Below are 14,393 nucleotides of genomic sequence, written 5' to 3'. Positions count from 1 at the left end.
CGTCAGACCTCGTGGCTTTCCGGCATGAGATCGAGCTGCACGGTCTCGTCAAGCCAGTATTCTTCGAGATTGTTCCCGTTCCCCTTGCGGTCGACGACCAGGAACGGGCTTGCGTCCTTGAGCACCAAGAGCGGATGGTGCCAGCAATTTCGCGCGTAGTTCACGCCCTGATGCCCCGTCGCCGCGAACGCCCGATAGCTCTCTGGTTTGCGCGGATCTGCGCAAACGACGACCAGCCAGTCGGCCCCGTCGAGCGGCATGAACAACTGGCTGCCGAGCGGATGGCGCTCCATCAGGCGAATGGCGATGGGCACAGGACGCAAGGAGGCGACAAACCAGCTGATGTTGGTCTGTCCGCCCTCCGCGGCGACGTCGATATTGGCGAGGTCGTTGAAGCGCCTCGCATAGCCCTGGTTGATCGACAGGGGGGCCACCCCCTCCGTTTCGATGACTTCGCCGAACGGAGCGAACGCCTGCTTCGTCAGGGGCTCGATCGAAAGTGTCGCCATTCACCAACCTCAAAGGCGTCCGCGCTTACAGCGTCTGCAAACCCGCGACGGGAGCAGCCGCGCCATCAGGTTCGGCCTGCAGGGTCTCGCCCGACGGAACCATCTCGCCGTTCAGGATACGATGCGCCTTGGCGCGATCAAGGTCGCCTTCCCATGAGGCGACGACCACCGTCGCAACGCAGTTTCCGACGTAATTGCCGAGCGCACGAGCAATACCGATGAACCAGTCCACCGACAAGATCAGAACGAGGCCGATCGCCGGGATGGCCGGGATTGCCGACAGCGTGGCGGCGAGGACGACGATGGCCGAGCCCGGGACGCCATGGGCGCCCTTGGAGGTGAGCAACGCGACGCCGAGGATCGCCAGCAGGTCCCCCATGGCCAGCGGCGTGTTGGTCGCCTGCGCAATGAAGACGGCTGCCAGGGTCAGGTAGATTGAGAACGCATCCAGGTTGAACGAATAACCGGTCGGGATGACGAGTCCGACAGTCGACCGCTTGATTCCAAGCAATTCGAGCTTGCGCATGGTCTGCGGCAGCACGCTGTCGCCCGCGGCGGTGCCGAGCACGATCATCAGCTCTTCGCGCAAGTACGCGAGCAGCTTGAACAGGCTGAAGCCGGACAGCCGCATGATCGCTCCGAGGACGACCACCACGAACAGGACCACAGCCAGATAGAACAGGCCAACCAGGCCGCCGAGCTGCTTGAGCGAACCGATGCCGTACTTGCCGACGGTGAACGCGATCGCGCCGAAGACGCCGATCGGGGCGAGCCGGACGACGAAGTTCATCATCTTGAAGATGATCTCGTTGACCCGCTCGACGAAATCGACGACCGGCCTTGCGCGCTCGCCGCACAGTGACACCGCACAGCCGAACATGATCGAGACGATCAAGACCTGCAGGACATCGCCGGAGCTGAACGCGCCGACGATCGTTCCGGGGATGAGCTTCATCAGGAACTCGGAAACGCCGCCGCCGGCGACCTGAGCTGCGGTCTGGCTGAATCCGCTCAGCGCCTTGGCGTCGAGCGTCGCCGGGTTGATGTTCATTCCGGCACCGGGCTGGAAATAGTAGGCCAGCGCGATGCCGAACACCAGGGCGACTGACGTGACGATCTCGAAATAGAGCAGCGCGCGGATGCCGACCCTTCCGACCTTCGAAAGGTCTCCGGCCGCCGAAATTCCCTGCACCACGACGCAGAACACGATGACGGGTACCAGCATCTTGATCAGCTTGATGAAGCCGTCGCCGAGCGGCTTCATCTGCAAGGCCGTATCGGGATAGGCCATGCCGAGCGCAATGCCGAGCGCGAGCGCGACGACGACCTGGAAGAAGAGTGACTTGAAGATCCTGGGCATGGCTTTCCTCGCTCGCTGGGCTTGTATCTGTCTAGCTTGATCGGCGGCTTGAGCCTTTCGCCGTTGTTGTCGTTGGCAGCGGCATGAGGCCGCTGCGTGCAGAGCTGGCCGACGCTTTGCAGGGCGGACGGAGGCTCGATCGGTCATTCGTTGACCAGGCGCGACATCAAGTCCAATATATAGAACGACACGATTGATAGGTTTTCGCTATGGACCTTCGCCAGCTCAGGTATTTCATTGCCGTGGCCGAGGAGCGCAGCTTCACCCTCGCCGCCCGGCGGCTGAACATCTCGCAGCCGCCGCTCAGCCAGCATATCCAGGCCCTCGAGGCAGAGCTCGGCACCCAGCTGCTCTACAGGACCAGCCGCAAGGTCGAGCTGACCCAGGCCGGTGAAGCGATGCTGCTGCGCGGCCGCGCCATCCTGCAACAGGTCAAGTCAGCGGAAGACGAGGTGCGCTCGATCGGCGCCGGCCTGATCGGAACACTGGATCTCGGTGCGACCGGCTCCATCCTGCGCGGCCGGCTTGCGGAGCTGCTTGCGGCCTACCGGGAGGTGGCGCCATTGGTCAGGATGACGGTGCACGAGCAGGCGCCGGCGCTGCAGATCGCGGCCCTGCTCAACCGTACCACCAATATCTCGCTCATTCGTGGCGTCCCCACCGAACGCGACCTCGTCAGCAGACTGGCATGGCGGGAAGAGGTCGTCCTCGCCGTGGCCCGCAACCACCCTTTGGCGAAACGCAAGCGCGTTGCGCTTTCCGAACTGGCGTCGGAAGACCACGTCGTGCTCGATCCCGACAGCTCTGATTTCGCGCGCTATGTACAGACCTGCTGCGTCGATGCCGGCTTCCTGCCAAAGGTATCCCAGCAGGTCGTCGATGCGCAGTCGATCCCGAGCCTGATCGCGGCCGGCTTCGGCGTCGCGCTCGTGCCGCAATCGATCGCGCGTTTCACGACAGCCGACATCGCGTTTCGTCCAATCCGCCCCTCACCGCCCGCCGCAGACGTGTTCCTGGTGTTCAGACAGGACGAGACATCGATGGTGGTGCACAATTTCATCAAGCTCGCGCTGCGATATCTGAGCCAGCGGAAGAGGCTGGGATAGATCCTGGACCTGGCGGCATAAAAGCGCTCCCGCATCTCAAACCGCGGTTCATGAGATCATGAAGTCGAAGCTGTGCATCTGAAGCTGAACCTTGGTGACGCCGACCAGCGTGATGTCGTCGGTGCCAACATGGATGACGGCATTGGCACCTGGATCGGTGTGATTGAGCACATCCTGCACGTTGGCAAATCCAAGGCCGCGCAGATCGAGAGTATCGTGGTGCGCTGCCGTGCCGACCTGGAAGTCGACCCCGCCCGCAGGTGAGACGATCCGGTCGTGACCGAAGCCGGGCCGGAAAACGAAGACGTCATCGCCTCCGCTCCCGCTCAGAATGTCGTTCCCGCTGCCGCCGATCAGGGTGTCATTGCCATTGCCACCTCGTATCGTGTCGGCGCCGGCACCGCCGTTGAGGACGTTCGACGCATTGCTGCCGATGAGCGTGTCGTTGCCGGAACCTCCCGTCACGTTCTCGATACCGCTGAGCAGGAGCTGGCCGGTCTGGGGCGTGTGCCGGAACGCGAATGCGTCGCTGGTCAACCCGAGGCCAGGCGTGAATGTGTCGCCACCCCATCCGAGACCGAGATCGATTGAAACATCGTCCGTGATGCGTGACAGATCAAGCGTATCGTTGCCGCTGCCTCCCTCGATCATATGGAAGAAGCCCTGCCCGGCATCCGGTGCAATCGTGATAATATCGTCACCGCCCTCGGCGTTCACGAAGACATTGTCGGCATGGACGATGATCTGGTCGGAATTCGGTGTGCCAAAGACGACCCATTCGCCCGGCTGGTCGATCACATTGGTGCTGCCGAGCGAGAGCGTGATGGCGTTGCTCTGCGCGCTGTTGCCTGCAAGATCAGTCGCCAGCGCCGTGACGACGTGATTACCGGAGCCAATCAAGGTGACCGTGTCGGCCCAGTGACCGCTCGCATCGACCGTGACGGGCCCGCCGAGGTCGTTGCTGCCGTCATGAAGCTGGATGCTGGCGCCAACCTCGCCGGTGCCTTGAATGGTCTCCATCGGATTCGTGACGGTCGCACTTGCGGTCGTGATGGAATCCGACGTCGTGGTGTCGAGGGTGAAGCTGAAGCTCGCATCGGCCGAAGTGTTACCTGCCGCGTCGGTCTGGTCGACGAGCAATGTCTTGAGACCATCTCCGGTGAGCGAGACGCTCGTGCCCGTGCCAACGTGGTACGTCGCGCCACCATCGGTCGAATAACGCCAGCTGGCGCCGGGCTCGAGGCCGGTGACATCGACGATGCCGACGTTCGTCACCTTGTCGCCGGCGACGCCGCTGTCGACTGCCAAGGCCAGTCCCGGCACGGATGCGTAAGAGTCGAGCGTGAATGTGACAGTCGCGTTCCCGACCTTGCCGGCGCTATTGATCTCTTGCGCGACGAGGGTATGAAGACCATCGGCGAGGCCGGTCGGCTTGAAACTCCAACTTCCATCAGCGCCGGCCGTCGCGGTCGCGACGACTGGAATCCCGTCGATGGTAAAGGTGACGGTGGCATTCGCGGCGCCGCCACCATGCACGGTCGGATCGCTGGTCGTGCCATCGCCCGGCGTGCCGGTGTCATGTGTCAGTGCGGCGGTCACGGCAGGTGCCGCAAGCAAGTCCGCCGCGACGACAAGCCCGCCACCATCGCCGTCAAATCGAAAGAACTGGATGTTGCTGAGCACGTCGACGCCATCGCGCCCGGCGACGTGATCGGTGATGGTGAAATGCCCGGCATCGATGATGTTGCTCAGCGCGTAATCGGAAATCTTGCCACTGAGCTCAAGCGTGTTCGTGCCGCCGCCGCCATCGATCGTGTGCGTAAGATCATGAATGCCATCGCCGGTCTGAATGGCGATTTGGTCGTCGACGACGGAGCCGATCAGCGTGGCTGCGTTGCCGGTGCCGGTCAGCGAGACGGTCTGGCCCGCGTTCCAGCCGGTGAAATGCGCAGCCGAGAGGTCGATATTAGCTCCCGAGACTTGGAGACCGGATCCGGCACCACCCGTGAAGGTTCCGGTGAAATGGCTCACCTCGTCGTCGAGCGACAGGACCTTCGCACCGAGGGTCACGCCGCCGGACCCGGCGAGGTCGATAATATCTGTGCTCGTTGCCGTGAGTCCGGAAATGTCGAGCGTGCCGCCGTCCGTGACCGGAGAGGCGTTCGTGAGTGAGCCGGTCCCCTTCAGCGCAAGGGTGGCGGCGGCGCCAATGGTGATCGATCCGTCGATACTGCCGGTATTCGTGAACGTTCCCGCCGTATCGATAATGGTCCCTTTCCAGGTGCCGGCGTTCTCGATCGTGCCGCCATCATTGTGGGCGGTGCCGGTCCAGACGCCCTGGTTGATGATGTCACCGCCCACGCCGTTGGCGCCGGCGGCGACGTCGCCGGTCCAGACGCCTGTTGCCGCGTTGGTGATGGTGCCGGCATTGAGCGCGACCGTGTCGGCGGTCGCGCCGTCGTTGGTGAAGGAAGACCCGGCGAGGTTCTGCAGATCGTCGGAGAAGCTGGCACCAGGCAGCACATTGACGATGCCATCGTTGACGACCGTGCCGCTGACGCCGCCGTCCTGTACCGAAACTGTGCCGGCGATCTGCAATTGCGCGCCGGGGGCGACGGTGAGCGATTGCACTTGAAGCGTGTCTCCGGCCCCGATGGAGAGGGTTGTGCCGCTGGGGATCACGATCGGCCCATCGTCATTGACGATTGTGCCGTCGGCGATCCCGGGCGCGAAGGTGGCTGTGAAAGTTGGATCTGCCGAGGTGGTCGTGACGAGGTTGCTGGGGATGACTGTGTCAGCCAGCACGGCGCCGCCCGTTGGATTGGACAACGCAATGCCGACGATCTTGTCAGGCTCAACGATGCCATTGCCGATGACGGTCACCTCGATAGTTTGCGTGTTGACCCCTTTCGCGAAATGCAGCGTTCCGGACGTCGCGACGTAGTCTTTGCCGGCGATGGAGGAAGGCGTGGGTTCGCCAGGAAGTTGGATGCCGGCGATTGCCTCCTCATCGTTGAATATCTCCTGAGCGGCGAGATACGGGAGGCCGCCGTCGACGGTCCCATAGGATAGGTCGAACGCGCCGGTGCCTCCGGCGCGGGTGACCGTGAAGGTCAAGGTCTTGGTCGAGCCATCACCACCCTCGACGACCGAGCCGCCCGAAATCGAGATTGTGCCGGCGGCTTGGTCATCGTTAAGGATGACCCCGTCCGCAGTGCCGGCAGGCAGGAGGGGATTGCCGGAATCGGCGAGAACGGCGGCGCTGGTCGGATTGGATAGGCTGACGCCGAACACCTCGTCCTTCTCGAAAGTGTCGTCGCCGACGACGGTGACATCGATGGTCTGGGTGTTCACGCCCGCGTCAAAATGCAGTGTGCCTGATTTCGCTATGTAGTCGTTGTTGGCTACAGTGGCGAAATTGCCGGGGTTCCCGCCAATCGCATCGGCGATGATCTTGCTGCTTCCCCCGTCGAACGTCGCGTATGAAACGTCGAATGCAGCACCGGTGCCGCCGGTACGGGTCACCGTGAAGGTGACCACCTTCGTCGTGCCCAGGTCTCCTTCCGTCACCGTCCCGCCGGTGATGCTGATCGTGCCCGCTGGCTGCAGTGGCACGTCGTCGTTGGCGATGACACCGGTGCCGATCGCGCCACCATCGAGCGGATTAAATGCGCTATCGAAGGTGGTGGGAGCGAGCGCTGCGCCATTGGTAGGATTGGACAAGGTAACGTAAAAGATCTCGTCCTTCTCGACTTTGGTATCGCCGACGACCGCGATATCGATCGTTTGCGTGTTCACACCATCGGCGAAATGCAGTGTTCCCGATTTTGCGATGTAGTCGTTGTCGGCGACGGTCGCATCGAACGCTGGGACGGGACCGACGAAGTCGGCGACGAAGTTACCATCGGAGGTCGCATACGATACGTCGAACGCGCCCGTCCCGCCGGTACGGGTGACTGTGAAGCTCAGGATCGTCGTGCCGGCATCGCCTTCTTCGACCGTCCCTCCGGTGATCGAGACCGTAGGAATGAGGTCAGCCGCGGCGACGACCCGTCCGCCGTCGCCGTTGAACACGAGAAATCCGATGTTGCTCAGCTGGTCCGTGCCGTCGCGTCCAGCGACGCCGTCCGTGAGCGTGAAGTGCGTGGCATCGACGACATCGCTGACGGCGTAATCGGCTAGCTTCCCGCTCAACACGAGCGTATTGGTGCCGCCGCCGCCGTTGATCGCATGCGTGAGACCATCGGCCTTGTAGCTGATGTAATCGTTCACATTGGAGCCGGTGATATTGCCAGCGAGGCTCGAGATCGCGACCTGTGCGGTTGACCATCCGTCCCCCGCCACGGAGGCGCCCGACAGGTCGATGTTGGAGCCGGATAAGGCGAGGCTCTGTCCTCCGTTGGCCAAGATGGTGCCTGTGAAGACGCTCGAGTAGTTGGTGATTTGCAGGCTGGTCGGGCCGAGTGTGACGGTGCCTGCTCCGGTCAGGTCCGTGAGTGCCGTCGGGCCGGCCAGCGCGTCGATGACGAGCGTTCCCTGGTCGGCAACGACCGCGGACGCCGAGATCGAGGCTCCGGCGGCGAGTTCCAACGTGCTGCCCGTCATTATCTTCGTGGCGCCGGTGTAGGTGTCGATGGCCGACAACGCGAGGATGCCCGTACCCGCAACTGTCAGGGCGCCGCTTCCGGAGATCGGTTCGGCGAGCGTGAAGGCGTCGGAGCGGTCGACGACCAGCGTGCCGTTGTCCGTGATCGTGGCCGTGCCGAGCGAGCCGTTCGTGCCGCCAACGCCGTTCTGGAGGGTAGCCCCGACGCCAATTGTGATCGATCCATCGACTCTGCCGGTGTTCGTGAACGTGCCAGCCGTGTCGATGATGGCGCCGGTCCACGTGCCGGCGTTCTCGATCGTGCCGCCATCGTTGTTGGCGGCGCCGTTCCAAGCGCCCTGGTTGATGATGTCGCCGCCCGTGCCGTTGGCGCCGGCGACGACGTCACCGGTCCAGACACCTGTTGCCGTGTTGGTGATGGTGCCGGCATTGAGCGCGACCGTGTCGGCCGTCGTGCCGTCATTGGTGAAGGACGCTCCGGCGAGGTTCTGCAGGTCGTCGGAGAACGTGGCACCCAGCGCCACCTTGATCGTGTCGCTGTTCAAGACGGCGCCGCTGAGGCTACCGTTCTGGATCGAGAGCGCGCCAGAGACGTCGAGGGTGGCACCGACGCCGACAGTGAGCGAAAGCGCCTGAAGCGTCTCTCCGACCGCGACCGTGAACGTCGAGCCCGCGGGTATCACCAGAGGGGCGGGCGTCGTCGTCACCGCGATATGCTGCACCGCCGACGACACGTTCACACTGTCCCGGGCCACCACGCTGACATCGAACGTGCCGACCGTCGGATTCGTGACGGTAAGGCTTGCCAGCGCCGCGTTGATCTGGTCCAGCGTGCCGCCGATGGTGATCCCGTCACCACGTAGGTCCGGCGTCACCGTCGCGCCGCTGAGCTCGGCCACCGCAAAGGTGCCGGTATTGCTCCGCACGTCCACGGTCACGGCTTGGCCCACCGCCGCCTCCGGATCAAACACCGACAGTCCGGTAAACCCGATCGGTACCCCGGCCATTCCGCTGGCCGAAGTCGGTGCCGTCACCGTCGGCGCGGTATCCGCCGTCGTCGTCACCGCGATATGCTGCACCACCGACGACACATTCACACTGTCCTGGGCTACCACGGCGACATCGAACGTACCGATCGTCGGGTTCGTGACGGTGAGGCTCGCTAGCGCCGCGTTGATCTGGTCCAGCGTGCCGCCGATGGTGATCCCGCTACCACGCAGGTCCGGCGTCACCGTCGCGCCGCTGGCCGGATCCACCGCAAGCGCCCCGGCGCTTTGCACGTCGACGGTCACGGCCTGGCCCACCGCCGCCTCCGGGTCGAACACCGACAGCCCGGCAAGCGCGATCCTAGTTCCAACCACACCGCTGGCCTCAGTCGGTGCGGTCACCGTCGGCGCGGTATCCGCCGTCGTCGTCACTGCGATATGCTGCGGCGCCGACGACACGTTCAAACTGTCTCGGGCCACCACTGCAACATCGAACGTACCGGTCGTCGGGCTCGTCACCGTGAGGCTCGCCAGCGCCGCGTTGATCTGGTCCAGCGTGCCGCCGATGGTGATGCCGTTATCACGTACATCGGGCGTCACCGTCGCGCCGCTGGCCGGATCCACCGCAAACGTGCCGGTATTGCTCTGCACGTCCACGGTCACGGACTGGCCCACCGCCGCCTCCGGGTCGAACACCGACAGCCCGGAAAACGCGATCTTCGTTCCAACGACACCGCTGGCTTCAGCCGGTGCGGTCACCGTCGGCGGGGTATCCGTCGTCGTCACCGTGATGTGCTGCGCCGTCGACAACGCGCCGACGCTGTCGCGGGCCTGCACGACAACGTCGAACGTCCCGATCGACGGGTTCGTGAACGTGAGACTCGCCAGCGCCGCGTTGATCTGGGCCAGCGTGCCGTCGATGGTGATGCTGCTATCGCGTGGGTCCGGCGTCACCGTCGCGCCGCTGGCCGGATCCACCGCAAGCGCGCCGGTAGCGCTATGCACGTCCACCCTCAGGGTTTGGCTGCCGGCCGCCACCTCCGGGTCGAACACCGAGAGCCCGGCGAGCGCGATCGCGCTTCCGGTCGTCCCGCTGGCCGTATCAGGTCCCGTCACCGTCGGTGCATCGTTCACCCCGGTGATGGTGACCACGACGTTCTCAGTCACGCTGTCGGCCGTTCCGTCGTCGATCTTGACCGGTGTCGTGATGGTGAGCGTGTCGGTGTCCGACAGGAATTCGAGATTCGTCGCGGCAGGCGCGTAGCTCCAGGTGATGGTCTGGGCCGCGCCCGTGGCAGTGATCGGCCCACCGAAAATCAAGGCGCCGCTCGCCGTCAGGGCCGCGACCTGCTCCGCGAACTGCGCGGGCAACGCGAGGCCATTGAACGTGATCGTCGCGGGGCCGGCCACACCAGCGGTCAGCGTGTCGCCGGCGTCGGCGTCCAGTACGGTCAGCGTGCCGTTGACGGTCACGGCTTGCGCGCTCGCATTCGCCGATTCGGCCACAGGGCTTGGCGTCGAAACGGCCGACAAGACCGGCGCGGCGTTATTGGGCGACGCAATGTCGAGCACGATCGCGTTGCCGGCGAGGTTGGCGTTGCCGGCGAAGTCAAACGCAGTGCCGGCGTTTGCCGAAACGCTGAATGTCGTGGCGCCGGCGTTCGGCGTGAACAGGGCAGTCACAGTGTGATCGTTCGCGAACTGGACCTGGCTCACGGTGCCGCCGGTGGCGGCAAAGAAATTGTCGCTCGCGAGATTGCCGATGCCTTCGCTGAAGCTTGCCGTGATGGTCGCGGTCTCGCCGGGGGCGAGCTGCGTCTTGTCCGCGGAGAGCGTGACGGTGGGCGCAACCGTGTCGACCGTGACGAGATCGCCGGCGGTGTTGGTCGCGCCATTGGTGGCAGTCACCGTCGCGCGCAACTGATGCACGCCGTCGACCAGGCCGTTGGTGTCGATCGTGGTGGACCAGGTGCCGCCGGCGCCGACCACGACGCCGGGCAGGAAGCCGCCATCGACGTACAGCGTCACGGTCTGTCCGATCGCATCTGATGTGCCGGAGACGAGAAGGTGGTTCGACAACTCCGAAGCGTTGATGCGGTTGTCGCCCGCCACCGTATCGATCGCGATCTGCGGCGGCGTCGCGCCGAGCGAGGCCAGCGATACGCCGTACACGTCGGCCACATGGTTGCTGTCCATCGCTGCAAGGCCGGCGGTGGTGGTGAACGCGATATACTGTCCGTCCGCGGTCATCGTGAGCTGCGCCGAAAGATCGTTCGCGAACGTGCCGGCAGGAAGCGGGACGCGCTGGATCGCGCCGGTCTGCATGTCCTTCACGAACAGGTCGGCGCCGGTGCCGGAATCGTCCGCCGTCAGAATCGCGTCGCTGGTGAAGGCGACGTAGCGGCCGTCGGCGGAGATTGCGATGGAATTGAAGCCGGCGTTGAAGGTGCCCGACGCATTGTCGACGCCGGCAGTGCCGTGCGCATCCGAGGAGGCGATGTTGAGTGCGCCCGTCGTCAGGTTCTTGACGTAAACTTCGGGCTTGTCGTTGTTGTCCCAGGACCAGAACGCGACGAACTTGCCGTCCGCCGACAGTGCCGGATCGATCGCACCGAACGGCATCGGCGTGCCGTCGGCGTACGACGAGGCAAGAGGATACGAAATGGGATTATCAAAGCCGTCGAACAACAGCGGACCCGCGTAGATCTCCGGGATCGTGGGGGGGCCTACCGTTACCGGGGGTGGATAGGTCGAGTTGTCCACCTGCTCGGGATAGAAGAGCGCTTCGAACGCCCCGACCGAGTGGTCCGCGGATATCTGCGGGGCATATTCCTGTTGAAAGTAGTAGGGAGCGGGAGGTGATGCGTCCGGACCCAGATAATTGCCCGAAGCAAAGAATGGCGTGCCATCGGCACTGAGATTGGATTGGTTGAAGCTCTCCCTGATCTCCGTGGTCAAGTCGACCGGCTGTGCGACTTGGTCCCCGGTGAGCTGGGACACGAGCTCGAGGGCATAGCCGCCGTTCGTGATCGCGAGCGGAAAAACCGGCAGCTTGGCGATGGGCGTGTCGTCCGGGTAGTTCCCTAGACCAAGGTAGCCGCCGGTGATCCCCGGATGGAGCGTATCGGGGTCAGTGCCGTCGGCCCCGTCGTCGACCTGAATATGCGTATAGACGGTGCCGGTGGTCAGATCTTTGGTGTAGGTGAAATACAGCCCCGGCGCGGGGTCGCCGAACGACTGATGGACCGGATCGAGACCGGCATTGGTGACGAATTCGACGTAGCGTCCGTCCGGCGAGATCGCGCCGAATTCGGCATTCTGGCCGGGATCGGGCGTCGCGAACGAGATCGCGCCGGTCGTGAGATCCTTGATGTAGACCTGCGCGCCGTCGGAGCCGGTCGCGATCGACATCAGGTTGAAATTGAGCCCGGTGAAGACCAGCTTGGTGCCGTCCGCCGACAGCTCCGGAAACAGCACGCCCTGCCCGCCGCCCTGTGCTCCGGTCGGCCCGGCCGACAATTGCGTCACGGCAACCCCCGTGTCGACGTACACGCTGGCGTCGGCCCGGCCCGGATTGCCGGCCTCGTCCAAGACCTTCGCGGTGACGTCGTGTGTGCCCGTGGCCGTGCCGGCGAAGCTGACGGTCGTCAGCCACGACCCATCCGCCTGCACCACGGCCTGCCCCGCCTCGACGCCATCGATCAGCACATCGACGGTCGCGCCGATTTCATCGCACGTGCCATGCACGCCCTGCTCGGTCTTGATCTCGCTGCTGTTGACGACGTCGTCGCCCGAGACCGACGTGATGGCGATCTGCGGCGGCGTGGTGTCGATGATGACCGGCTGGGTCACCACCGTCTTGTTGCCGGCCTCGTCGATCGCCGTCACCGTGACGGTATGGGCGCCGTCGGAGAGCCCCAACGCGCTGATGTCGTGAGAGTAGGTCTGCGGATCGGCCGTAGCGCTCGCCTGCGTGGCAAAGTCAAAGCTTGGACCGTTGTCGATCTTGATCTGAAGCTGGCCTGCGACCGAGCCCGGGCCCGCGGGGTCGGCGATCAGAACCGTGCCGTTGATCGCCGCATGCGTAAGTTCGGCCGCATTGATGTAGTTATCGCCGGACACCGACGTGAGCGTGAGCTGGGGCGGCGTGCGGTCGATGGTAAAGCCGCCGTCCGCGGTTGCGGTCAAACCATCGCTGACGAGCGTGTGAATGTCGTAGCCCCCGTCACCAAGGCCTTGGGCGAAGATGCTGGTGCTCCAGGTGCCGTCGGCTTGCACCACCGCCGAAACGTGCTTGCCCGCCGCGGTGATGTCGACGGTCTGGCCGTAGGCATCGGACGTGCCGGAGATCGTGACGAAGTCGCCGTTCGCGCCGTTGACGAAGCCGTCACCGTTGACCGCATCGATGGTCAGAACGGGACGCGTGATGTGGATCAGGTAGGTATCGGGATCGGTGTTGGTGTCAGCGGAGACGAGACTCTTCGAGGTCTCGAGCGCAATCGTGTGGCCGTCGGCTGAGAGGCGGTAGCTATCGACTAGAGTCCCATTGTCAATGATGGTCGTGATGTCATTCAGATAGCCGGTCCCGCGTTCCCACAGCATGAGGTGCGGAGCCCCAGCCGTCGCTCCCGGACTGATATTCGACGCCGTGGTCTCGAACAGGACCTCGCTGCCATCGGCAGAGATCTGCGGCGTGTTCTCGTAGGCATCACTAACGCCATTGCCGACCACCCCTGCAGCCGTTTGGGAAACTAGCGTTATTGCGCCGGTGGTGAGGTCCGTCAGATAGACGTCGTGGACGCCGTTGGTATCCTGGGGCACGAGCGACTGGTCGGTATCAAAGACAGCGAAGCGACCGTCGGCCGACACGGATGGTGCAAACTGGCCCGGCAGCACGAGGTCGACGTTGCCGGTGGCAATATTGACGAGCTGGGTGCTGCCGCTCGCTGCAACAACGAGATACTTCCCTCCGGGCGACACGGTAAGATTGGGGATCTCTTCGAGGTTCTGCGGGAGGACCGCCTGGATCGCATTTGTCTGGAGATCCAGTTTGAACACGTTAAGCGGAACATCGGAGAGCTGATCCACAATGTGAGCGCCGGTGACATCCGGAAAATTGCTTACGAAATACACCGACTGATCGTCAGGCGACATCACCGCCTGGTCGATCTCGAAGCCGCCTATTGGCAATTTGCCGTTGTCCGTGTCGGAATACACCACGCGGCTGAGCCCCGTCGTCCGATCGGTGACGTTGATGGACCATGTGCTGACCGGAGCCGTGAAGATGTCCGTTTGAGTAGTCACCTCGGTGCGGTAGACGACATATCGCTCATCTTGTGAGAGGTCAGCTTGCCCGAATTGAGCGCTGGTGCCGCTCGGAACGCTCGCGACAGTTTGTGTTGCGCCCGTCTGTGAATCGATAACGTAGAGGTTCGTACCTGAGGCAAGGAGCAAATAACGCCCGTCGTCCGAGAGATCATAGAGTGCGAAATTGCCGGTGTTAGGCTCGAGAACGAAGTTCCTCATGCATTCCTCCTGCCATCCGGAGTGGCAAAGCCTTCAGCTGTGACGGCTTGAGCCGAGGCGGCCGCGCTGGAATCCGCGGCGACGCCAGCGATCGTCTTCATGCAATTCCCCTGAAGTTCGCTGTGGCACTCGCACCGTCGGATGCGTCGCGTCCGCGACAATGCCATGGAAGCCTTTTCAGGCGCTGAGGCGACCATCGTCGTCCCCGTCTACCTATTAAGTACGGAGAGCGTGCCGACGTGCGTGTCATCCGGCGCCGTGAGCACATGATTCGATACGTAGCGGCCGTCCCTCGATGCC

The 14,393-nt window shown here is 63.8% G+C and carries 4 protein-coding genes; 1 reads left to right on the top strand and 3 read right to left on the bottom strand.

Features of this window, described 5'->3' with window-relative positions; all coding sequences use genetic code 11:
* Positions 1-2 precede the first annotated feature (2 nt).
* Both XH89_RS04640 and dctA read right to left on the bottom strand, forming a co-directional pair.
* On the bottom strand, positions 3-509 hold the full coding sequence (locus XH89_RS04640; RefSeq protein ID WP_194465940.1) for an ureidoglycolate lyase: 507 nt from the start codon (positions 507-509) through the stop codon (positions 3-5).
* Positions 510-534: 25 nt separating this feature from the next.
* Positions 535-1,869, bottom strand: coding sequence for a C4-dicarboxylate transporter DctA (gene dctA / locus XH89_RS04635; protein WP_194465939.1), 1,335 nt, complete (start codon positions 1,867-1,869; stop codon positions 535-537).
* A 209-nt stretch (positions 1,870-2,078) separates the two neighbouring features.
* Between dctA and XH89_RS04630 the strand changes: the two genes are divergently transcribed.
* Positions 2,079-2,975: a LysR substrate-binding domain-containing protein gene (locus XH89_RS04630; RefSeq protein ID WP_194465938.1), complete on the top strand. Its 897-nt coding sequence runs from the start codon at positions 2,079-2,081 to the stop codon at positions 2,973-2,975.
* A gap of 48 nt (positions 2,976-3,023) precedes the next feature.
* Here XH89_RS04630 and XH89_RS04625 read toward each other — a convergent pair whose 3' ends face one another.
* On the bottom strand, positions 3,024-14,093 hold the full coding sequence (locus XH89_RS04625; RefSeq protein WP_194465937.1) for a Calx-beta domain-containing protein: 11,070 nt from the start codon (positions 14,091-14,093) through the stop codon (positions 3,024-3,026).
* Positions 14,094-14,393 lie beyond the last annotated feature (300 nt).

Origin of the sequence: Bradyrhizobium sp. CCBAU 53340, from assembly GCF_015291645.1 — a bacterium.
Taxonomy (GTDB): Bacteria; Pseudomonadota; Alphaproteobacteria; order Rhizobiales; family Xanthobacteraceae; genus Bradyrhizobium.
Note: the sequence above shows the minus strand (reverse complement) of the source record. Positions and strands in the feature narration are given on the sequence as shown.

What these genes read in the sequence shown, in the direction of transcription:
- XH89_RS04630 (WP_194465938.1), top strand. Translation starts at nt 2,079, where the DNA reads ATGGACCTTCGCCAGCTCAGGTATTTCATTGCCGTGGCCGAGGAGCGC.
- XH89_RS04625 (WP_194465937.1), bottom strand. Translation starts at nt 14,093, where the DNA reads ATGAGGAACTTCGTTCTCGAGCCTAACACCGGCAATTTCGCACTCTAT.
- XH89_RS04640 (WP_194465940.1), bottom strand. Translation starts at nt 509, where the DNA reads ATGGCGACACTTTCGATCGAGCCCCTGACGAAGCAGGCGTTCGCTCCG.
- dctA (WP_194465939.1), bottom strand. Translation starts at nt 1,869, where the DNA reads ATGCCCAGGATCTTCAAGTCACTCTTCTTCCAGGTCGTCGTCGCGCTC.